The organism is Dyadobacter subterraneus, from assembly GCF_015221875.1.
Classification (GTDB): Bacteria; Bacteroidota; Bacteroidia; order Cytophagales; family Spirosomataceae; genus Dyadobacter; species Dyadobacter subterraneus.
The window spans coordinates 3,410,561-3,431,630 of sequence record NZ_JACYGY010000001.1 but is presented as its reverse complement, the minus strand read 5'-3'; the positions used below and the strand labels follow the sequence as shown (position 1 = coordinate 3,431,630).

Here is a 21,070-nt window from a genome sequence, read left to right as displayed (position 1 = left end):
AATATGCTATACAATGTCAAGTTTGTAACCCGACGCCAATAGTGCCAAAAGTATAATTCCTAAAATAATACGGTAATATCCAAAAACTTTGAAACCGTATTTGGTAAGGAAATTAATAAAGAATTTGATCGCGAGCATGGCTACAACGAACGCAATTACATTACCGATAAGCAAAGTCTGGATATCTGATGCCTGAATGGTATCGTATGTTTTCAAAAGCTTGTAACCGCCAGCAGCAGCCATTGTTGGAACTGCCAGGAAAAATGAAAATTCAGCCGCTTGTTTCCGCGAAAGGCCTTGAAGCATTCCACCGATAATTGTAGAGGCAGATCTGGAAACACCAGGAATCATTGCGATACACTGAAAAAAACCAATTTTCAATGCATCAAAATAAGTAATCTCTCTTTCTCTGGTTTCGTCGTTCGCGATACGATCGATGAAAATCAAAATTATTCCTCCTACCAAAAGTGATATTGCTACGACAACTACGTTTTCAAGCATTGAATCGATAATGTCGTTCAGCAGAAAACCAAGTACAGCAGCCGGAAGAAAGGCTACGAAAAGCTTGAAATAAAAATCAGTAGATTGAAAAAAGCGTTTCCAGTATAAAACCACAACCGAAAGAATGGCTCCGAATTGAATGTTCACTGTAAACATTTTGGTGAAATCCAGGTGGCTGATCCCCATAACTGAGGATGCGATGATCATGTGGCCAGTGGATGAAACAGGTAGGAATTCTGTAATTCCCTCAACAATTGCTAAAATAATAGCCTGCCAAATGGTCATGAATTAGCTGGTTTACGTAAAATGGCCCAGAACTCAACGACGAAACCAATCACAACGATAATCGGTCCAACAGTTAATCCCAATGCACCAAAACCAAATTCTTCTTTGTCCATGCTCATTACCGCAAATCCAACCAGAATCACGGCCAATCCGATCAGCATCATTTTGTAGTTTGATGCTCCGAAAGGAAGACTATTTTTTGTGTTGCTCATAAATATTTTAACAGGTAAGGTTTTATAAATCAATTAATATAAATCATCCAAAGCCATGCGCAAATAACGCGCAAGTGACTGATAGGTGCTGGCAATTCCAATCATGATGCCCAAAGCAAGTACAACCGCTACAAGAATAACAAGCTTGTCATATTCTTGCAACATCGCCAGTCCTTCTACATTTCTAACCGCAATTTGCTGCAAACCGATAAGCAATCCACCGGCAAGAACACCACCTATTGTGCCTTGCATCGCACCACGCAGAATATATGGCCGCTGAATAAATCCGTTGGTAGCACCCACAAGCTGCATACTTCTGATCAGAAAACGCTGTGAATAAATGGCCAGTTTAATGGTATTATTAACAAGCAATACAATGATAATCAGCATAATCAGTGCAAAACTGGCCAGCACTGCGTATATTTTTGTAACGTTACGGTTGATATTATCTGCAAGATCTTCCTGATAAACAACTTCGTAAACGCCGCCTAACTTTTCAATATCCTTTTTTATTGCCTGCAACTTGGATTCTTCAAAATAGTCTTCACCGATTTTGACACGGTAACTATCACGAAGCGGATTTTCTCCCAAAAAGGCGGTGAAATCTTCTTTTGTGCCCTCTATAAATTCTTTTGCCGCTTCTTCTTTTGAGACAAAAGTGATTGGATTAGGAGTCTCCGGCGTGTTATTTACATAAGGTCTGGCTTTTAAAGCAGTAAGTAATGAGTCCTGACCAGCCTTGGTGACTGCTTTATCAATAAAAACTCTCACTTCAATATTCTGACGAATGATCGAAACCAGTTTCTTGGATTGTATTACCAGCAGTCCGCAAAAACCGATCAGAAATAATGCAGCCGTAAGGCTCATTACAATCATTGCGTTAGGGTAACTACCAATCTTCTTCTTTTTTTTAGGCATAAAAAGGAATATTACGCGAATCAGGTTTGTACAAACTTAGTTGCGAAGTATTAATGGCAAAAATAAGGATTAATATTACATCAGAACCCGGGAAAACCGGGTCTTAACTATTTTTAACTATTCCGGAAGGAATCGGTTAATTTCTCTTGCTCATTTCGTCGCGTATTTTTGCAGCTTTCTCATAGTCTTCTTTGGAAAGCGCATCGTCAAGCATGCGTTGAAGTTCATCAAATGAAAGATCTCTCAACTGATCCATCAAACTTCCACGTGTCTGTATCGTTTCTTTCACAGCTTCTTCATCTCCGTCTTCTTCATCTTCTGTCAAAGAACTTGAAATAATTCCTGCCTCCGATAATATTGCTTCGTAGGTATAAATAGGAATATCAAAACGCAATCCGATCGCAATAGCATCGGAAGGACGCGCGTCAATTTCTACTTCACGCAAACTGTCTTTACAAACAATTTTGGCATAAAAAATACCTTCTTTCAAATCGGAAATCACGATTTCTTTCAAGGTGTAATTCATTCCTTCGGCAAAGGATTTGAAAAGGTCGTGTGTCATCGGACGGTTAGGTACAATGTTCTCAATTTGCACGGCAATAGCCTGCGCTTCGAACACGCCGATGATAATAGGAAGACGGCGGTTTCCTAATTCTTCGCCTAATACAAGAGCGAACGAACCTGCCTGAGACTGGCTTGGGGAAAGACCCAATATTTCTAACTTAATTTTTTTCACGTTTGGACTTTAATGGGCTAACGCAACGGTTTTCTAAACAGTTCTGGTGATTTTGCGCAATGGGTACTGAGATTCTCCTGACTTAGGTTTCTTCGTGTCAAAATGTGCATTTCCCTGTATTTTCATGCCTAGTATGTTGTTAGCCAAGATACTATAAAAATAAAAATACAGTTATTTTTACATTTTCCAAGTTATGGAAACCTATTCGTTTGCAAAAATAAATAACCCGACCTGCATAAAAAAATGCAAGTCGGGTTATCTCGGAAAACAATTGGTTATTTCAAGTCCTCAACGGCCTTTGTAAGCTTTGGTAAAATCTCAAAAACATCACCAACAATACCATAATCCGCAGCCTTGAAAAAAGGTGCTTCCGGATCTTTATTGATCACAACTATATATTTTGAGCCGTTAACTCCGGCCAGATGCTGAATCGCTCCGGAAATTCCGCAGGCGATATACAGATTAGGTGCAACCTTAATTCCGGTTTGTCCGATGTGTTCATGATGAGGTCGCCAGTCAAGATCTGACACCGGTTTGGAACAGCCAGTTGCCGCGCCGAGTGCTTTGGCCAGATCCAAAAGCGGCTGCCAGTTTTCCGGGCCTTTCATTCCGCGTCCACCAGAAACGATTATATCCGCTTCCGTCAAAGACAATTCTGAGCTTGCTTTTTCAATAGTACCAACATTAGCCTGGAAATCCTGATCGCGAAGTACAGGTGAAAATGTTTCTACCGTAGCTTTTTCCGATGATTCGGTTGCTTCAATCGCGTTTTTCTTTACAACCAGAATTTTAATTTCAGACTTAACTTCCACGTTAGAAAATGCTTTACCAGTAAAAATGCTTCTTTTCACAGTAAATCCTCCGTTGATTAGCGGCAATTCTGTGACACCGGAAACTATTCCTGCTTTTAGTTTGGCAGATGCCCGGGCTGCAACTGCATCACCCAATCCTGATTTTGCAAGAATAATAATTTTGCTTTCTTCCTGTTTTACAGCCTGCGCGAGTACGTCTGCATAGGCCAAGCTGTTTTCATGTGTTAACTTGTCATCCGAAGCGTAAAGAACTTTGGATGCACCAAAAGCACCGGCTTGTTCAAGTGAAGCTGTATCTGCTTTTCCAAGCGCCAGAACGGTGGCGGTGGTTCCCGTCATTTTTGCCACTTCTGCGCCATATGCAACGGCTTCCAGCGAAGTCTTTTTCACCAAGCCATTATCTAATTCTACAAATATGAGTACTGACATTTTTTGATCATGTTTAGATTTGAAATACTGAATCCAGTTTCCAAAAAAGTTTTAAATAACTTTTGCCTCTGTTCTTAATAATTTGATGAGCGTTTCTGCCTGGTCGGCCGGGATCATTTTACATGCTCCTTTTGGGGCTGGCAAAGTATAGTTTTCGGGAACCGTGAATTCCTCAACAGAAACCGGCTCAACAACCTGTAAAGGTTTTGTCCGCGCTGTCATAATGCCTCGCATATTAGGAATTTTCCATTCGGAAATAGGTTCCTGACAGCCTAAAACCAGGGGTAAGGATGCGGATAGTGTTTCTTTTCCACCGTCAATTTCTCTTGCGAGTGTCGCAGTTGTACCTTCAATTTCAAGTTTCATCACAGGAGAATAGGAGGGAATTCCCAGCATTTCTCCAACTAGCCCATGAACTACGCCACTATTGAAATCAATAGATTCCCTGCCCATTAAAATAAGGTCATAATTTTGTCCGGCAACATGGGCAATCTGGCTTGCAGTGAAATATGAGTCAACCGGATCAGCGTTTACCCGAATTGCATCATCAGCACCAATAGCAAGTGCTTTTCTGATCTGTGGATCGGCATCTGCACCGCCTACGTGAAGTACAGTGACTGAACCTCCATGCTGTTCTTTCAGTTCTACTGCACGGGCCAGGGCGTAATCGTCATAGGGTCCGATTATAAGTTGTACACCGGCTTTGTTAAGTTTGGTGTCGTTATCGGTGAATGTTATTTTGGCCGTCGTGTCCGGCACATTGGTTATACATACGAGAATTTTCATGATTGATATGGAAGTGACTGACTAAAAAGCTGTTGATGAAAATATCATGAAACGTTGCCCGGATAATTCAAAAAAGCCGTTTACCGTCGTTATTTATAATTTTTTAAGAATAAATTTATAATGGCGAATATACAGAAAATCTTAAATAGTATGCAAGCATAACAATATTAAAATGAAAAACTCACTGCTTCAAAATCTGATTACTTTTTACGAGGAAGATCCCAGCGATCCGTTCAACATATATGCATTAGCTTTGGAATATTTAAAATCCGATTCGACAGAAGCTGAGAAATTTTTTGATAAACTTCTAACAGAACATCCGGATTATTTGGCGACGTATTATCCCGCTGCGGCGTTCTTTGCAGAGATAGAAAAAGTAGAAAAAGCAGAAATAATATATCAGAAAGGAATTGATCTGGCGTTACTTAATAACAATACAAAAACGCATCAGGAGCTTCTAAGGGCTTATCGGTCGTTCCTTGATGAGCTGGATGATTAGCATTGAGGTTAATAATTTAATTTTGTAATGTGCCAAAAAAATAGTAGTTTTCCTAATTGGTAAGAAATGTGGCTTGTTTGGCGACTATTATAGGTTACAACGCTTTCACTCTGCTCAGTTTAGTTTTTAATATTTTACGTTGAGTTTCCCCGTCGGTCGGGGGAAGAAATCATTCATTGTTATTTATGGAAAAGGAATCATTTATTCCCATTGTTGTAAAATGGGCACAAGCTCATGGATTTAAGGAAATTCAGGCCAATATGGAAGGCTTTGAAACGCCTAAATCTTATGAAAGAGCTGCGGATAATGAGAAATTCACGCCGGATGTTACAGGTGTGAATATGTTCAACAGACATTATCTGGAAGTGTCCATGAAAACAGACCAGCTTCGGGGAAGTGTTTCCAAATGGAAACTTCTGAGCGAACTGGCCGGGATGAAAGGTGCTAAATTGTATCTGATGGCACCGCGTGGTCACGTCCGTTTCACACGTGAAATAATTACTCAATATAATATTCCGGCAGAAGTTATTAAAATAGATTAATAGCTCTTTACGAGAATTGAAATTAAAAAACCGGATTGAAAGTTTTAAAACATTCAGTCCGGTTCTTTTTTGTATTGATGTTTTAAAGCTGATCAGGCTTCCGGATATTTCCATTCACCACGGTAATCTCTGCGCAACAGTTTATTAGCTTCCGCATCGCCAGGAATTATTTCTTTCTCTCCATCCCAGATAATACTTCTTCCAAGTTTGTAAGATAACATACCCAGCAGGGCAAGATTTGTGGATCTTTGACCAACTTCAATCTCACAAATTGGTGGTGTATTTGTTTTTATAGAGCTCAAAAAATTTGCCCACAATTGTTGAATATTCTGATCGTCAGGTTTATTCAGTTGCGCATCCTGATGTATGACAGGTTTATTTGGATTGCTCGGATAGAAAGTCCAGCCATCAAGCCAGCCCATATGAAATGTGCCTTCCGTTCCATAAAAATAAACCCCGACGGCCTGTTGTGGATGCGTTTTCTCGGCATTATTTGCTCCAAAATTACGATGCTCCCATTCCAGGGTAAAACCATCAAAATCATAAACCGCGACCTGATGATCTGGTGCATCAGTATTATCCTGACGAATAGCACGACCGCCGGTTGAGTAAACTTTTTTCGGGTATTTTTGCTCAGACCACCACATGACCTGATCCAGCCAGTGAATTCCCCAGTCGCCCAATGTGCCATTTGCAAAATTGAGATAATTGCGGAATCCTTTCGGATGAATCGTTTTGTTATAAGGTACAAGTTGGGCGGGACCGCAGTACATATCCCAATCCAAACCTTTTGGCACTTCTTCATTTGCAACTTTCTGTCCTGCACCGCCACCATAGTGAACGAACGCTCTTGCCATACCAACTTTCCCTGCTTTCCCTGATTTCAGGAATTCCATACCTGAGACATTATGCGGAGAAACACGCCTGTGCGTACCAACCTGAACAATTCTTCCATGTTTTCTGGTCGCATTCACCATTGCTCTGCCTTCCTGAATGGTGTGACAAATCGGTTTTTCCACATACACATGCGCTCCTGATTCCACAGCTGCGATACAACACAGTGCATGCCAGTGATCAGGAGTAGCCACGATCACAATTTCCGGTTTTTCTTTCAACAGCATTTCCCGGTAATCCTTGTAAAGTTTAGGCTTGTCTGGAGTCAGTTTTGTAACTTCTGTATTGGTAATTTTTAACTGGTTTTCATCCACATCACACAACGCAACCACTTTGGATTCTCCTGCCTGAATGGCACAGCGAAGGATATTGGTTCCCCACCAGCCCGAGCCGATAAGAGCCGTTTTATATTGGGTCGTTCTTTTCAATGAAGTCAACAGCGGCAGAGAAGAAAACACAGCTCCCGCAAGTACCGATTGTTCAATAAATTTCCTACGGTCCATTTTAAATGATTGAATGAGAGATTGAGAGAATGATTGAATAGTGGCTTGAACTGGCTATTTTGCTTTTAGCTTGGTTATTAGCCAGTTGTTCATCACGTCGCGTTCTTCCGGGTATGTCCAGTGGCCGGTTTCGAGATATAACTTCAATTCTTTTGGTGCTGTTGTAACGTTGTAGGCTGAATACATGGAAGTTGGAGGACATGTTTCATCGTTGTAGCCCCACATATAGTATCCCGGTACTTTCACACGTCTTGCAAAATTCACCACGTCATAGTATCCAACCGTTGCCAGTTTTTCTTTTGTATTATTTACTTTAACACTTGTTTTGTCAAAGTAATGAGGCCACCCGCCAGCTCTTCCGCTGAGGTAACCTGTTACATCGCTTAACGCAGGATAAAACGCTCCAAGCCACTTAACACGCGGATCAAGACCAGCTGTAATAATAGACAAAGCACCTCCCTGACTTCCGCCGGTTACAGCCAGATTTGTTCCGTCATATTGAGGTAAACTAGTCAGGAAATCGTTGGCGCGAACGCAGCCCAGATATACTCTTTTGTAATAAAAACGATCCTTATCATCCAGGTTATAATTTGGATATCCGTTTAATGCGCCCAATCCCAAATCATTGTATACACTTGGATCCATGATGACCGAGATGCCATGAATACCGATTTCAAATGTGATAATATCTTTTTCAGCAGTAACCGGATCTCCATAATAAGCACGAACACCAGCGCCAGGAACTTTCAGTAAAGCCGGATATTTTCCTTCTTTTTTTGGAACGCTAAGAATTCCGTACAATCTGGTTCCTAGTTTGAAATTCTGTAAATTAACATGATAAACATTTACTTTTTCCGTGCAGCGTTCAGGCAGTAATGTCATTTTTACGTCCAAAGGGATCGTTGCTAATTCTTTTTTTGCAGTTTCCCAGAAGGTGTCGAAATCGGCAGGATTTGCTACTGTCGGCTGAATCTTTTCAGGTTCGAAACCGGCCGTTGCCAATCCGCGGTATTCGCCTTCGCCGTTAGCTGTCCAGGCAATACATCTCAAAAATCCCGGTGTTTTTAATGTTCCGGCATCAACTGTTATGGTTCCGTTCGCGGCAGTTTTAGTTTCTTTAATGGTCGGATCCATTTTTTCCAGTCCGATTTCATAGCGGATAGAAGCATTTTTTACAGGATTTCCATTTTTCAAAACGGTGATTGTGAATTTCACTTTATCACCGGTTTTGTAAGTCCAGTCTTCACGGTCGGGAGCAACTATAATTTTTGTCGCGCGCTCAATGGGTTGGGAAAAAGCCGGTGCTAATGCCAGCAGGAAAAAAAATAGTAAATGATGAAACCGGAGTTTCAAGGATTCAGGATTAATGGTATTTCGCATGGATATAGATTATAAATTCTTTGTATTGGTATAGAAAGAGCCAAAGCGGCCATTTCTTTGATTTCAATCCCGATTTTTTTTGCAATCTTTAAATTCAGAAAATAAAAGTCCGGTTTTAACATCAATAATATTTTAGTTTGATCCGCATAAATAAATTTATAAGTGAAACGGGTTTTTGCTCCCGTCGTGAGGCAGATCGTCTGGTAGAACAAGGTCGTGTAACGCTGAACGGTCAAAAGGCAGTTTTAGGCGATAAGGCGACAGATAGCGATGAAGTCCTTATTGATGGAAAACCATTGAAAGTAAAAAAGGCAGGCGTTTATATTGCTTTTAATAAACCGGTTGGAATTACCTGTACCACGGAAAGACAGATTAAAGGAAATATCATCGATTTTATTAATCACAAAGAAAGAATTTTCCCAATCGGGCGTCTAGACAAACCATCAGAGGGTTTGATCTTTTTGACTAGCGATGGAGATATTGTCAATAAAATTCTTCGTGCAGGAAATAATCATGAAAAGGAATATGTGGTTACAGTTGATAAACCCATAAAGTCCGATTTTGTCCAGAAAATGAGTAATGGAATTCCGATTCTGGATACGGTTACTAAGAAATGTTTTGTAAGAAAAGACGGACCGTATGTTTTTACCATCATTCTTACACAAGGGTTGAATCGGCAAATTCGGAGAATGTGTGAGTACCTGGGTTACAGTGTAACGAAATTAAAGCGTGTTCGGATTATGAATGTTACGCTGGAAAATCTATCAATTGGGAAATGGCGGGATTTAACCACCGAAGAATTGAAATATATCAATAATGCAGTGGAAAGTTCTACCAAAACGGAAGAGGGATCTTATGTTGAGGGGTTGGATGAGGAATAAATGACCGAATGTGCAAGAAAGAAATTACGGTGTGGTGCAACGTACATGTAGAGGGTGATTGGTTTCTACCGCGCGGAGGCCTCAAGTATTTTAGTCCTCCGTACCTTTTGGTAGTGAATTTGAGAATAAATTTAGTTATCCAGGTGCTTGCATAGTATTAATTGTGACAAGATCCAGCATTATCCAAGGTGCGGCGCACCACAGTAATTGTAGAAGTAAGAATAGGATTTCACATTATTCAAGGTGCGGCGCACCGTAATAATTGTAGAAATAAGAATAAGATTTCTCATTATCCTAGGTGCAGCGCACCAAAATAATTGTAGGAATAAGAACAGGATTTCACAGTATCTAAGGTGCGGCGCACCGTAATAATTGTAGAAATAAGATTTCACATTATCCTAGGTGCAGCGCACCAAAATAATTGTAGGAATAAGAACAGGATTTCACATTATCAAAGGTGCGGCGCACTATAATTGTAGAAATAAGAATAAGATTTCTCATTATCCTAGGTGCAGCGCACCAAAATAATTGTAGGAATAAGAATAGGATTTCACATTATCCAAGGTGCGGCGCACCGTAATAATTCTAGCATTTAGCATAATAACTTTTTAATCCAGGGTACAGATTAACAAACAAATCAAGATAAATAAATGATTAAAACGATACTCTCTTTGACCTTGGTCTTGTGCCTGAATTTTCCAATTTATGCGCAAAAAATAGATACCATTTATCTGGAAAAGCTTCTCAAAAGTCACCCGGATAAATTTTCGCACATTTTAAATCATCCTCAAAAAAATCAGGTCCAGATTCTCTACACCCAAATCGACCGAGACAAAAACAATATTCCTCACTTTGAAACTTACAGCTACAATCTGGATGATCACCGTTATTTTTTTCCAGCCAGTACTGTAAAACTGCCGACTTTAATTTTTGCACTGGAAAAAATTAATAAACTCAAAATTCCAGGTCTGACTAAGGAAAGTATCATGATCACCGGTGCTGATTTTGATAAACAAACGGTTGTTGAGAAAGACTCTACATCAAAAAGTGGGCTTCCATCGGTTGAACATTACATCAAAAAAATTCTATTAGTAAGCGATAATGATGCATACAACCGCCTGTATGAATTTGTGGGACGAGCGGAAATCAATCAGCGATTAAAAGAATATGACTTAACTACCAGTCGAATTCTAAATCGTTATGCTGTAAAAGATACAGAACTTACCTCGCGTCATACCAATCCGGTTTCATTTTTTGACAACAAAAAGATGGTATATAGTCAGCCGGGCAAATTTGATCTGGAGAATTATCCGATTGAGTTGAGTAATCTAGTGATGGGAAAAGCATATCTGGACAGTTCTGATCATTTGGTCAATAAACCTTTCAACATGACCAACCGTAATGCTTTCAGTATGACCGATCAGCAGGCGGTCATGAAAAAACTTATTTTTCCGGAAGTTTTTCCTGTAAATGAACGGTTTCAGTTAACGGTTGACGATTACAATCTCATTTATACCTACATGAGCAAATATCCGACAGAAAGCGATTATCCAAAATATGACCCAAAGGAAAACTGGTCAACAAGTGCGAAATTTTTATTTTACGGCGCAGATCCAGAAATAAAACCGGATTCCAATATTCGAATTTTCAATAAATACGGAGATTCTTACGGGTTTATTATTGACAATGCTTACTTCGTCGATTTTAAAAATAAAGTAGAATTTTTACTAACTGCTGTTGTTCAATCAAATGATGATGAAATTTACAACGACAGCAAATATGAATACAAAGAAGTTTGCTATCCGTTTATGAAAAATCTCGGGCAGGTCATTTATCAAACCGAGCTAAAAAGAAAGAAAAAATATCTTCCTGATTTGAAAAGATTTCAAATGAAATATTAATCAATATTTAGATTCCTGGGAAATGGAATGGCGTTGGTTAAAAAAGGATTGAACAAAAAACAAAGCCATCCCAACCACCAGAGAAACATCTGCCATATTAAAAATGCCGGTTTGAATGAAGCCCAGATCAATATGCAGGAAATCCGTTACCGAGCCGTGCACGATGCGATCATAAATATTTCCGAAGCCGCCACCAATTGCAAAACTTAAAGCAATCATACTCATCAGGGATATATTTTTTCTTAAAAACATATATCCTACGCCAAATGCAAGTGTTATCAATGGTATGCCCGAAAGCAGAATAAATTTAATTGTTTCCGGTAAAGAGCTTCCCAAACTTAGAAACGCACCGTCATTTTCAACCTTTGTTAGCGTGAAGTAATTACTTATCAAACTAATATTTTCGTAGTAATCCACTTTTTCTCTTACAATATTTTTGGAGATCTGATCGCATCCAATGTTTGCGATCAGAACCAGTAAAATGGAAATATTTGTTAAAATTCGTTTTTTACTCATTGCTGAATTGAAGCTTACTATTTTAAGTACGTTTTAAGAAAAAGTGAAATCTTTTTTCTGTTGGATTCTACATCAAACATTTCACCATAATGTGGCGCATCCGTTACAATCGTCAATTCGTTTGCAACCTTTGCCTTTAATAAATAAGAACGAAGCAAAACCGATTGCGTATATGGAACCAGTGCATCTTTTTGTCCATGGAAGATAAGGAATGGCGGATCATTGGCATCCACATAAGTTGTAGGGCTTGCCAAAGTAGCAATATCAGGTCTTTCCAGAATTGTTGCGCCAAATAATGAGGTTACAGCGTCGGTAGGATCATTGATTTCAATTTTAGGAATCAGTGCCATGAAATTTGACGGTCCGTAGAAATCAATAACAGCCTTAATTTTAAATGGAACAGATTTCCCTTCTTTTGTAAATTGTTTGATCTTGTTATTGTTGGAAAGCGCAAGCAACGAGGCCAGATGTCCTCCAGCTGAAAATCCTATAACTGCGAATTTATTTTTATCAATTCCATACTTACCGGCATTTTGATAAAGCCAGGAAATTGCCTGGTTACAATCCTGAATCTGAGCGGGAAAGATAGCGTCTGTGCTATACCGGTAGTCTATACTTGCAAATGCATAGCCTTCTTCAATGAAAGATTTGACCGTATTTTTCATATAACCCATATCGGCAAATTTATCATTTTCTTTCCACGCACCCCCATGAATCCAGATCACAAGCGGCAAATTTTCCTTGGCGTTTGCAGGGAGATAAATATCGAGTTTGTGCCTTTTCAAAGTATCACCGGCATAAGCCAGATTATTATGCATGACCGTTCCGGCAGGAAATATGCTTTTAATTTTCTCAGGAATCTGAGCTTGCACAGCCGTTATGCCGCATATCAATAGGGTAATAACTTTTGCTGTTTTTGAAATCTTGAAAGACATATGCGGCGTTATTGAGTTTAAATTTTAAGATAATTTGGAAACATTTTCCCCGACAGAAATCTTATTATAATCGCACCACTTTTTAATGATCAGGTTAATAAAACGCGATAAATAAATTTCATTCAGGAAAACATTGGACCAGTTGTCGTAGCGTTGGCATTGAATGCCAAGGAAAAAGAAGTAGATGGCTGTGCTGATGTACGGAATAATTCGTTTTTCTTCTTCACTAAAAGTAGCTGTACTTTCATAACCCTTCAGAAAACTTTCGAGTTTCAGGTTATACTGTGCTTCATCTTTTTCCAGGTTGTAAAGCTGCATAATGTAATAACCCAGATCCTGGCAAAGCATTCCGTTTCCGCAGAAATCAAAGTCGAAAATGGTGATTTCATCTTCACCATAAAAGTGCATATTATCAAACCAGATATCCGTATGCACAGCTCCAAATCTGACCTGGGACCGATCAATATGATGCAATTCTGATTTTAAAATTTCTTTCAATTCGGCCATGTAAATCATTTCTTCCTGTTCGGGATTTAAAAATGATTTGAGGTATTGAAAGGAATCATCAAGCAAAATTTCCGGCGTGTAGGTAACCCGGTCCAGATTATAATTTTGTGTCAGTGAATGAATTTTCCCAATTGTTTCTCCAACTTTAAAATGAATTTCTGCGGAATAGTTGAGTGCTTTTGCACCTCTGGCGTGTGAAAATAAAACGCCGAAACGAGTACCTTCGGGTGCGTTGAACTCCTTAATATATTGTCCGTCCGGTGAGGGGATCGGATAGGAAACAGAAATTCGATTGTCTTTTAAAAGATTGATAAGTCGAATTTCTTCGAGGATTTCAGCTTTTGTCCGCCAGTCAAGACTGTAAATTCTGAAAATAAGTTTCTCTGAATCAGCAGTGACCAGATAAGTATGGCTTATCCCTGTTTTTAAAAGTTTACAATCCGTTTTGGTCCCAAGCTGATATTCATTTTGAAGAAATTCGGCAAGGTGTTTTGTAGATAAGGTAGAGTTAGAAACAGGAAAGGGTGACATGCTCATTATTTTTCAGTGTAGTTCTTTCCTGCAAAAGAACAGAATTTTTTCACAGCAATTTGTACTGCGTGCTCTTGTTTTTTATTCAATTTTTTGAAAAATTCCAACTCAACATCCATTTCTTTTCCTTTGATAGTACGTTTCCAGCTGCCAACAATTTGTCCATCCACGACAATCATGCGGTTGTATGGAATGTTAAGTTTTGGATTATCCAGGATTTTTGGAGGCAGATTGAAAATGGCACTACGGTCTTTATAACTCATACCATATTCGTCGTAATCGGGCATCAAAAAGGTAGATTGTATTTTGCCTGATGCCGCTGAATCCGGATTGTATATATAGTTTTTCCTATTAATTTCTTCCCTAACAAAATCTTTTGGAAGCATGTCAATACCGACTTTGGCATCTTTGACAGTTAATCCGGACCACATCACAAAGTCTTCTAGCTGAGCCGGACCGCGACTTTTAAAATATCTTTTGGTAAGTTCTGCCGGCATTTCTTCTTTGGATAATGTCTTGGTTTTAGCAACACGCTCTTCAATTAGCGCATAGGTAAATTGCTTTCCATCCCTTGGTCCGCTGCAAATAATACCTTCCAATTCCGCCTGCATCATAATGCAGCTCAATCTTACGCCGTCGCCAGTCTCAATTTTCTTTTCCAGTTCAGCTTTTAAAGCATTTCTTGTTAAATATTTGCCACCTTCCAGATTTGTTGTGATAATATCATTGCACTGACTGAAAATTTTCGGAGTCAGTTCGCATTTGCGGTACATAAAGGCATTCACCGCATTTACTCTGGGAGCTGTGAGTGAAATCATCCAGCGAATATCTTCGGGAGATACAAAGTGCCAGGTAGGGCGCATGATATGTGTGCGCAAAATCCTGCCTTCATTAAAAGCCTTTTCAATATCCTCATCGAAAAAATTCTGTAACCGCAATCCAATCGCCCATTTTGCCATAGCGTATTCCTGTGCTTGCATGGCCACAAGATGTGTTACGATTTCCTCTGGTTTTGAGAATTTCGTTTGTGCGATTTGTTGATTAACAAGTCGGGCATGAATGATTTCCGAAGCAGTCATTTTTGATCACCAGAATTCTTTCTTTAATCACTTGGTAAGCTGTGTAATAGGCGTCACTTCCACTTTTTTAAATTCAACCTCAGCACCTTCCGACTGCAAAGCAATGTGACCTTTTTGCGCTGTTGCATTATAGCCGTAATTTACAAAATCACCATTTAACCAGACCTTGATCGAATTTTTCACACATTCAATCGTCATACTGTTCCATTCACCGAGTGGTTTTTCACTGCCATCGGTCAGGTTCGGAATTCTTCTAAGCTTATCACCATTTACGCCCCAGTTTGCTTTTGGACCACGTCTTTTTTCCATATCCGGCGTTGTAATGTCTTCCTGAATACACCAGAAATCCCCTGCATTTTCATGCATCATTTGTACTTCGATGGATTTTGGGAACATATCATATAACGCTCTCGGTGTGGAAACAAATACCAAAGCACCACAATTTCCCGGTTTTCCGGCAAAGCGGTATTGAAATGTTAATCGAAAATTTTCGTAGTCCGCATTGGTAATTAAATGTCCGCCGGGAGTTCCCATACTTACAAGCAGACCGTTCCGAATCATAAAGGGCGACTTCACTTTTGGATTTTTGTCCATTTCCGGCACATCAATATGCCATCCGCTAAGATCTTTTCCGTTGAGAAGGTTTTTCGATTTTTGTGCATTGGAAACAAACGGAGTGGCTATTAAAAGACCTAAGGCTAACAGGTAATGTTTTTTCATTTTCAGTTTGAATAAGTTTAAATATTAATCCCAACGGTTTTCGCGGATATCACCTTCCAGAATCTTGTTGATAGAAACCTTGGCATCAAGCAAGATATAAATACTGGTGCCACGTTCTCTTGCATATTGGTTTTCAATTTTTCCTGTCAGAGCTACTTTCCGGAAAAGTGGCTGCTCCTTTTTTCTTTCCTTGTCATCATCATCAGCATTTTGAACGAGGATTACATTTTTAATTTCTTCGTCAAGCGGTATCCAGTCAATGTAATCTGCATTCATGGTTACAGCTCCAATATTTTTAAACCTAGAATAGAAATTAATCGCTCCTGCCTGTCCATAATTATCACAAAGCACAACCGTATGCTTTTTATCACTGATTTTTTCGTAATCCGCATCCACTTTTTCTGCCAGTTCCTTCCAGCCCTGCATATCTGCGTAATCCTGCGGCAGTTCATGATCCTTTCCGTCTTCCCACCGAAGCAGCCCCAAAGCTTTATATTTTTCAGGATGCTTTTTAATATCTGCCGGACTTTCCAGGGGAAAACCGAGCCTTAATAATGGAATGAATAAAAGTAAAATAAATAATACGGTTGCGTAACGAAGCCATGTAAATCTGGCTGTAAATACCCTTTCAAGATATACAGAACCGAACGCCAGAAATATCGGATATAAGCCAATTGCGTAATAACCTTTGGCTCTCAGATATGTAAATAGTGATAATGTAAAAACAAATGACCAGAAGAAAACACGATATTTCCTGAATGGCTCATAGATAAAAAACGATAAAAAAGCAGCCAGAAGAATGAATATAGATCCCATGAAAAACAGGAATTGTTCTTTAATAAAATCCAGACGATTTACATTAACAAGCTGTGTTTTACTCAGTAATTTCATGTGGTGAATTACCGGAAAATGATTTTGGTATTGCCATATTAAATTGGGCGAAACGATCAGAAGTGCTAAGCCCAACGCGAGATATAAATGCTTATTTATGAATATTTTACGATTATTTGTTAGCAGCAGAGCAGGTAGTAATCCAAGGATCAAAAACATAATATTATACTTATTCAAAAATCCAAAGCCCAACGCAATAGCCATAAGATAAGGCCATTTATTATTTTCGGAATTGATGTATTTGAGTAAAGCATAATAGACTAATGTCCAGAAAAGTATGTCAGCCGAATTTGGCTGGTAAAGCATATTGATTCTCAAAATCACAGAGCATGTCACAGCTGTGGCACCTAAAATAAATGCAAATAAATTTCCCCCAAGATCTTCAATGGCTTTCCATACAATAACCAGAGTAAAAATGCCGAAAAGGGCCGGAAAGAATTTTACCCAAAAAACGGATTTGCCTAGTAATAAAATGAGGTAGGAGGTCCAGGACGTAAAAGGCGGAACAGAAAGATAACCCCAGGCCAGATGTTTTCCCTGGTCCATATGAAGAAATTCGTCCCGGTGCAGTTCATATTCAGGAGCACTGATTGTGTACTGAAGAACAAATTTCAATAGAATAAAGAAGCAGAGGATCAGCGCTTTTTTTGACAAGACAGTAACAATTTCAGGTTTAGAATTTTTTCATTTTACTTTATCTAAAACGCGGTATTCCATCAACAGGGCTATTTGATCCACATCATCATATTTAAACGTTACCGATTTGTCCGGAACAAATGTAAACCCAGCTTTTTCATAACATCGGATTGCACTGGAATTATCCGGAAAAACGTACAGATAAATAACATCAGTTTCAATTCTTTGACGACATTCATCAATTAGCAAATTAACAAATGAATGTCCAAGTCCTTTTCCACGACTGGCAGAGTCACCAATTAATAATCTGCCCAATCTGGGTGAATTAATATCACCGACAATAATTTCACCAAAAGCAAAAGCATTATTTTCGTCATCAATACCCATATAAAATTGCCGGTCGGGAAAAGTTGCCTGATATTTTTGAACTTGTTTTTCATCAAGCGGGTACGTCCATGCAGTTCCTGCAAACTGAAAAAGCAACTCGGCCGTGGTTACCCAGCTGTTCAGCAATCCGAAATCTGATGGCAAATATTTCCTTAGATTCATAAATTAATTTAGGGCACTTTTAAAATTGATATCGTTTTAATTCGATAAAGTTAACACGTAGTTAATATCTATGACATATCTTTGGTAATGTGGCAAGTATTGGCATAAAATAAAAGTTTCTGGCTCAGTTGTTGTCTTACTTTTTATAAAGATTTTTCTATTTAAAAGTTTACCGGAATTATGTATTGGTACGAAGAGGAGGTTCAAAGAGTTGAAAAGGAATTATCGCGTTTATCCTACCAGCCGGAAACGATTTTTTATGGGAGCTCATCGATAACTTTGTGGGAGACATTGTATTCAGATTTCGCTGATTTGAAACCTGTCAATTTTGGTTTTGGCGGCTCAACTCTGGCTGCCTGTGTCTGGTTTTTTGACCGGATTTTGGGCCAGTTAAATACTGCAAACAGGATCATTATTTACGCCGGCGACAATGATCTTGGGGATGGCAGGCATCCTGAGGAAGCGCTTCTGTCGTACAGGCAGCTCATTGGGCAGATCCGGAATAAATTCGGGAATGTGCCCTGTTATTATATTTCAATCAAGCCAAGTATCCAGCGCTGGGAGATTGTAGGCCAGATAATTGAAACAAACCGTCTTGTGAAACTGGAAACTGAAAATGATGATTTTCAGCATTATATCGATATTTTTCCATTCATGCTGACCGATCAGAAATTACCGGATTCTTCACTCTTTGAACCTGATGGATTGCATTTAAGTACCAAAGGATATGCGCTTTGGCAGGAAAAAATCAGGGAAAATCTGGCGTTATGAAAATTATCTCAACATTATAAATTTTCGGGAATGTAATGGAAAGAGCGTACCACAAGTGGTTTAGCCCGATGTTAGGCAAAGAAATGGAGATGCTGGTTTTTGGAGGACGAGGAGTTCCCGTCATTTTTTTTCCAACCAGAGGTGCCCGTTTCTATGATTTTGAAAACTGGAAAGTTATTGATGCCATGCGCACAAAAATAGAAGCCGGCGAGCTTCACGTTTTCTGTGTTGATAGTATCGATAATGAAAGTTTCTATTCAGACGCATCACCCGAAGACCGGATTTTACGCCATCTTGATTACGAAAATTATATTCTCAAAGAAGTAATTCCATTCATCAGAAAAATAAATCCTGAAAAAAAGCTGATATCAGCAGGTTGCAGTCTTGGTGGTTATCACGCGGTTAATATTGCATTTCGTCACCCAGCTTTGTTTACAAAAGTAGTGGGCATGAGCGCTCGTTATGATCTTACGGTTTCGCTTCCATTTTTTAAAGATCTTTTTGATGGCTATTTCAGCGATACCATTTATTACAATATGCCAACGCGTTTTATCGCGATGTTATCTGATAAAAGGATTGTTCGCAGACTTAGAAAACTAGAAATAATTCTAGTAATCGGACAGGAAGATTCCTTTTTGGAAAACAATAAAGAACTGAGTGCAGCTCTTACAAATCTGAAAGTGGCGCATGATTTTTTCATCTGGAATGAAGAAGCGCATCGTCCCCGTTACTGGCGTGAAATGGTAAAATTGTACCTATAAGAACCATTTAAATTGTTTCAAGCCGGTTTTTTTCGATCTTCGGGTAATGTTTTATTTATTTACCTCAATTGTATGAATCGATCACTTGGCTTCATCGCACTCCTTTTTACTTTTTATTCGGCAGCCGCTCAAAAAATCAGTTACAATGTAACCTTTCCCAATATTGCGCATCATGAAGCTCAGATTGATGTTACAATAACCGGAGCGACTCAAAATCAGCTATTATTTCGAATGAGCCGTTCTTCTCCGGGAAGATACGCCACCCATGAATTTGGTAAAAATGTCTACGACGTCAAAGGATTTGATCAGTCGGGAAAACCTGTTTCTGTTCTTCGTGTGGATGGTGACGTTTATCAGGTAAATGCGGTAAATGGTTTTGCGAAAGTGCGTTATACTTTGTTTGCAAACTATCTGGACGGAACTTATGCTGGCGTAGATCCGAACAGCATTCATCTGAATATGCCTGCAACTTTCATGTGGGTTAAGGAATTTGAAAATGCACCGATTGATGTAACCTTTAACCTTCCGGAAGGTAAAAACTGGACATTTGCAACGCAGTTAAAACCAACGGAAAAGGTAAATTTATTTACTGCGCCGAATCTTCAATATTTTATGGATTCACCAGTTAAAATTGGCGCACTGACCATTAAGAGCTGGACGCTTTCGAATCCGGATAAAAAACCATACGAATTCAGATTGGCACTGGAAGTGGATTCAAATGATTCTCTTACTACAATTTTTGCTGCCAAAGTCAAAAAAATCACACAGGAGACTCAGGCAGTTTATGGCGAGTTTCCGGCTTTTGACTATGGGAAATATACTTTTCTGGCGAGTATCAATCCTTATGTAAAAGGTGATGGTATGGAGCATAGAAATAGTACGATGATTGCCTTGCCAACAAAGTTTGACGGATCGAATAATTTACTAGGCGTTTTCTCACATGAATTTTTCCATGCCTGGAACGTAGAAAGAATTCGCCCGAAAAGCCTTGAACCATTCAATTATGAAAAGAGTAATATGAGCCGGGAGTTATGGTTTGCGGAGGGTTTTACGCAATATTATGGTGAGCTTCTTTTAAAAAGAGCAGATTTTGTTACTGTGGAAGATTTTGCAAGCGGCGTATTAACGGGATTAGTAAGTACAAAGGAAAATACACCAGGTGCCAAACGGATTTCTCCCGCTGACGCCAGCTGTATGGCTGTTTTTGTAGATGCAGGTGTTGCGGTTGACAAAACAAATTATCCAAACACGTACACTTCTTACTATCCTTATGGCGCGTCCATTGCTTTGGCGCTGGAACTGGAATTGTTGAACAGAAAATTGACATTGGATGATTATATGAAGGCTGTCTGGCTAAAACTTGGGAAGCCTGAAACGCCTTATGTGATCTCTGACTTACAGGCAGTTTTAGAATCTGTTACTGGTGACAAAGCCTTTGCAGCAGGTTTTTTCAAAAAATATATTTATGGACATGAATCGTATGATTATGCTCCGTTGCTTCAAAAAGCGGGATTTTTTCTTAAAAAACAGTTTGACGGACAAGCCTGGATTGGCAATGTGCGCTATAAGCAAAATTCTGAATTGGTGATCGCTGCCAATACAACAATCGATACCCCATTGTACAAAGGAGGAGTTGATATTGACGATCAAATCCTAAAACTGGACGGGAAGTCTGTAAAAAAAGAAGCTGATATAAAGGCTATCCTGGATGCTCATAAGCCTGGCGATGAGATTGAACTGGAATATCTGCATAGAAAAGATGTGATTCTGGCTATGATCAAACTTGTTGAAAATCCCAAGCTGGTTGTCTTGCCAAATGAAAAAGCCGATTTACCATTGGGTGATGGTGCAGTCGCTATAAGAAAACGATGGATTGAAAGTAAGGTGAAATGATT

The 21,070-nt window shown here is 39.2% G+C and carries 22 protein-coding genes; 7 read left to right on the top strand and 15 right to left on the bottom strand.

All coding sequences use genetic code 11. The features are described 5' to 3' along the window. Positions 1 to 6: 6 nt before the first annotated feature. From IEE83_RS14135 to IEE83_RS14110, 6 genes are all read right to left on the bottom strand, one after another. Positions 7 to 786 (bottom strand): undecaprenyl-diphosphate phosphatase, encoded by a 780-nt coding sequence (locus tag IEE83_RS14135; protein ID WP_194121198.1) that lies wholly within the window; start codon positions 784 to 786, stop codon positions 7 to 9. Beyond that, positions 783 to 998, bottom strand: a complete 216-nt coding sequence (locus IEE83_RS14130; protein ID WP_194121197.1) for a DUF3098 domain-containing protein — start codon at positions 996 to 998, stop codon at positions 783 to 785. Before IEE83_RS14130 ends, IEE83_RS14135 begins: the two co-directional genes overlap by 4 nt. Positions 999 to 1,031: 33 nt before the next feature. Further along, on the bottom strand, positions 1,032 to 1,916 hold the full coding sequence (locus IEE83_RS14125) for a cell division protein FtsX (protein ID WP_194121196.1): 885 nt from the start codon (positions 1,914 to 1,916) through the stop codon (positions 1,032 to 1,034). A 136-nt stretch (positions 1,917 to 2,052) separates the two neighbouring features. Further along, on the bottom strand, positions 2,053 to 2,652 hold the full coding sequence (locus IEE83_RS14120) for a bifunctional nuclease family protein (protein WP_194121195.1): 600 nt from the start codon (positions 2,650 to 2,652) through the stop codon (positions 2,053 to 2,055). A gap of 275 nt (positions 2,653 to 2,927) precedes the next feature. Continuing rightward, complete coding sequence (locus IEE83_RS14115; protein WP_194121193.1) at positions 2,928 to 3,893, bottom strand: electron transfer flavoprotein subunit alpha/FixB family protein; 966 nt, start codon at positions 3,891 to 3,893, stop codon at positions 2,928 to 2,930. A 51-nt stretch (positions 3,894 to 3,944) separates the two neighbouring features. Then, entirely contained in the window at positions 3,945 to 4,679 is a 735-nt protein-coding gene (locus tag IEE83_RS14110) for an electron transfer flavoprotein subunit beta/FixA family protein (protein ID WP_194121192.1), read from the bottom strand. 172 nt (positions 4,680 to 4,851) lie between these two features. On the opposite strand from IEE83_RS14110, the gene IEE83_RS14105 reads away from it, so the two are divergent. Further along, positions 4,852 to 5,178, top strand: coding sequence for a tetratricopeptide repeat protein (locus IEE83_RS14105; protein ID WP_194121190.1), 327 nt, complete (start codon positions 4,852 to 4,854; stop codon positions 5,176 to 5,178). 185 nt (positions 5,179 to 5,363) lie between these two features. Next, positions 5,364 to 5,720 (top strand): hypothetical protein, encoded by a 357-nt coding sequence (locus tag IEE83_RS14100; RefSeq protein WP_090335811.1) that lies wholly within the window; start codon positions 5,364 to 5,366, stop codon positions 5,718 to 5,720. 92 nt (positions 5,721 to 5,812) lie between these two features. Here IEE83_RS14100 and IEE83_RS14095 read toward each other — a convergent pair whose 3' ends face one another. Continuing rightward, the gene (locus tag IEE83_RS14095; RefSeq protein WP_194121189.1) at positions 5,813 to 7,117 is read right to left on the bottom strand and encodes a Gfo/Idh/MocA family protein; all 1,305 of its coding nucleotides are present in this window, start codon (positions 7,115 to 7,117) and stop codon (positions 5,813 to 5,815) included. Positions 7,118 to 7,171: 54 nt separating this feature from the next. Further along, positions 7,172 to 8,497 (bottom strand): acetylxylan esterase, encoded by a 1,326-nt coding sequence (locus tag IEE83_RS14090; RefSeq protein ID WP_194121188.1) that lies wholly within the window; start codon positions 8,495 to 8,497, stop codon positions 7,172 to 7,174. A 137-nt stretch (positions 8,498 to 8,634) separates the two neighbouring features. Here IEE83_RS14090 and rluF point away from each other — a divergent pair, with 137 nt between their 5' ends. Further along, a complete protein-coding gene (gene rluF, locus IEE83_RS14085; protein ID WP_194121187.1) occupies positions 8,635 to 9,378 on the top strand; it encodes a 23S rRNA pseudouridine(2604) synthase RluF in 744 nt (247 codons plus the stop codon). A 650-nt stretch (positions 9,379 to 10,028) separates the two neighbouring features. Further along, positions 10,029 to 11,279, top strand: coding sequence for a serine hydrolase (locus IEE83_RS14080; protein WP_194121186.1), 1,251 nt, complete (start codon positions 10,029 to 10,031; stop codon positions 11,277 to 11,279). Here the strand turns inward: IEE83_RS14080 and lspA are convergent, their stop codons facing one another. The 7 genes from lspA to IEE83_RS14045 are packed head-to-tail and all read right to left on the bottom strand — an operon-like array spanning position 11,280 to position 17,643. Then, positions 11,280 to 11,795 (bottom strand): signal peptidase II, encoded by a 516-nt coding sequence (gene lspA, locus IEE83_RS14075; protein WP_194121185.1) that lies wholly within the window; start codon positions 11,793 to 11,795, stop codon positions 11,280 to 11,282. It lies immediately after the preceding gene. 17 nt (positions 11,796 to 11,812) lie between these two features. Next, complete coding sequence (locus IEE83_RS14070; protein WP_194121184.1) at positions 11,813 to 12,730, bottom strand: alpha/beta hydrolase; 918 nt, start codon at positions 12,728 to 12,730, stop codon at positions 11,813 to 11,815. Positions 12,731 to 12,754: 24 nt separating this feature from the next. Beyond that, on the bottom strand, positions 12,755 to 13,768 hold the full coding sequence (locus IEE83_RS14065; protein WP_194121183.1) for a phosphotransferase enzyme family protein: 1,014 nt from the start codon (positions 13,766 to 13,768) through the stop codon (positions 12,755 to 12,757). A gap of 5 nt (positions 13,769 to 13,773) precedes the next feature. Further along, positions 13,774 to 14,847 carry a winged helix DNA-binding domain-containing protein gene (locus IEE83_RS14060; protein ID WP_194121182.1) on the bottom strand — a complete coding sequence of 358 codons (1,074 nt, stop codon included), beginning with the start codon at positions 14,845 to 14,847 and terminating at the stop codon, positions 13,774 to 13,776. Between the two features lie 27 nt (positions 14,848 to 14,874). Then, on the bottom strand, positions 14,875 to 15,567 hold the full coding sequence (locus IEE83_RS14055; RefSeq protein ID WP_194121181.1) for a 3-keto-disaccharide hydrolase: 693 nt from the start codon (positions 15,565 to 15,567) through the stop codon (positions 14,875 to 14,877). Between the two features lie 24 nt (positions 15,568 to 15,591). Beyond that, on the bottom strand, positions 15,592 to 17,112 hold the full coding sequence (locus IEE83_RS14050; RefSeq protein ID WP_194121180.1) for an ArnT family glycosyltransferase: 1,521 nt from the start codon (positions 17,110 to 17,112) through the stop codon (positions 15,592 to 15,594). A 30-nt stretch (positions 17,113 to 17,142) separates the two neighbouring features. Next, positions 17,143 to 17,643 carry a GNAT family N-acetyltransferase gene (locus IEE83_RS14045; RefSeq protein ID WP_194121179.1) on the bottom strand — a complete coding sequence of 167 codons (501 nt, stop codon included), beginning with the start codon at positions 17,641 to 17,643 and terminating at the stop codon, positions 17,143 to 17,145. A 180-nt stretch (positions 17,644 to 17,823) separates the two neighbouring features. Between IEE83_RS14045 and IEE83_RS14040 the strand changes: the two genes are divergently transcribed. The 3 genes from IEE83_RS14040 (at position 17,824) to IEE83_RS14030 (ending at position 21,068) form a co-directional block, all read left to right on the top strand. Next, positions 17,824 to 18,414, top strand: a complete 591-nt coding sequence (locus tag IEE83_RS14040) for a GDSL-type esterase/lipase family protein (RefSeq protein ID WP_194121178.1) — start codon at positions 17,824 to 17,826, stop codon at positions 18,412 to 18,414. Positions 18,415 to 18,449: 35 nt separating this feature from the next. Next, a complete protein-coding gene (locus IEE83_RS14035; protein ID WP_194121177.1) occupies positions 18,450 to 19,175 on the top strand; it encodes an esterase family protein in 726 nt (241 codons plus the stop codon). Positions 19,176 to 19,247: 72 nt separating this feature from the next. Beyond that, positions 19,248 to 21,068 carry a M61 family metallopeptidase gene (locus IEE83_RS14030; protein ID WP_194121176.1) on the top strand — a complete coding sequence of 607 codons (1,821 nt, stop codon included), beginning with the start codon at positions 19,248 to 19,250 and terminating at the stop codon, positions 21,066 to 21,068. Positions 21,069 to 21,070: the final 2 nt, after the last annotated feature.

What these genes read in the sequence shown, in the direction of transcription:
- IEE83_RS14135 (WP_194121198.1), bottom strand. Translation starts at nt 786, where the DNA reads ATGACCATTTGGCAGGCTATTATTTTAGCAATTGTTGAGGGAATTACA.
- IEE83_RS14130 (WP_194121197.1), bottom strand. Translation starts at nt 998, where the DNA reads ATGAGCAACACAAAAAATAGTCTTCCTTTCGGAGCATCAAACTACAAA.
- IEE83_RS14125 (WP_194121196.1), bottom strand. Translation starts at nt 1,916, where the DNA reads ATGCCTAAAAAAAAGAAGAAGATTGGTAGTTACCCTAACGCAATGATT.
- IEE83_RS14115 (WP_194121193.1), bottom strand. Translation starts at nt 3,893, where the DNA reads ATGTCAGTACTCATATTTGTAGAATTAGATAATGGCTTGGTGAAAAAG.
- IEE83_RS14110 (WP_194121192.1), bottom strand. Translation starts at nt 4,679, where the DNA reads ATGAAAATTCTCGTATGTATAACCAATGTGCCGGACACGACGGCCAAA.
- IEE83_RS14105 (WP_194121190.1), top strand. Translation starts at nt 4,852, where the DNA reads ATGAAAAACTCACTGCTTCAAAATCTGATTACTTTTTACGAGGAAGAT.
- IEE83_RS14100 (WP_090335811.1), top strand. Translation starts at nt 5,364, where the DNA reads ATGGAAAAGGAATCATTTATTCCCATTGTTGTAAAATGGGCACAAGCT.
- IEE83_RS14095 (WP_194121189.1), bottom strand. Translation starts at nt 7,117, where the DNA reads ATGGACCGTAGGAAATTTATTGAACAATCGGTACTTGCGGGAGCTGTG.
- IEE83_RS14090 (WP_194121188.1), bottom strand. Translation starts at nt 8,497, where the DNA reads ATGCGAAATACCATTAATCCTGAATCCTTGAAACTCCGGTTTCATCAT.
- IEE83_RS14080 (WP_194121186.1), top strand. Translation starts at nt 10,029, where the DNA reads ATGATTAAAACGATACTCTCTTTGACCTTGGTCTTGTGCCTGAATTTT.
- lspA (WP_194121185.1), bottom strand. Translation starts at nt 11,795, where the DNA reads ATGAGTAAAAAACGAATTTTAACAAATATTTCCATTTTACTGGTTCTG.
- IEE83_RS14070 (WP_194121184.1), bottom strand. Translation starts at nt 12,730, where the DNA reads ATGTCTTTCAAGATTTCAAAAACAGCAAAAGTTATTACCCTATTGATA.
- IEE83_RS14065 (WP_194121183.1), bottom strand. Translation starts at nt 13,768, where the DNA reads ATGTCACCCTTTCCTGTTTCTAACTCTACCTTATCTACAAAACACCTT.
- IEE83_RS14060 (WP_194121182.1), bottom strand. Translation starts at nt 14,847, where the DNA reads ATGACTGCTTCGGAAATCATTCATGCCCGACTTGTTAATCAACAAATC.
- IEE83_RS14055 (WP_194121181.1), bottom strand. Translation starts at nt 15,567, where the DNA reads ATGAAAAAACATTACCTGTTAGCCTTAGGTCTTTTAATAGCCACTCCG.
- IEE83_RS14045 (WP_194121179.1), bottom strand. Translation starts at nt 17,643, where the DNA reads ATGAATCTAAGGAAATATTTGCCATCAGATTTCGGATTGCTGAACAGC.
- IEE83_RS14040 (WP_194121178.1), top strand. Translation starts at nt 17,824, where the DNA reads ATGTATTGGTACGAAGAGGAGGTTCAAAGAGTTGAAAAGGAATTATCG.
- IEE83_RS14035 (WP_194121177.1), top strand. Translation starts at nt 18,450, where the DNA reads ATGGAAAGAGCGTACCACAAGTGGTTTAGCCCGATGTTAGGCAAAGAA.
- IEE83_RS14030 (WP_194121176.1), top strand. Translation starts at nt 19,248, where the DNA reads ATGAATCGATCACTTGGCTTCATCGCACTCCTTTTTACTTTTTATTCG.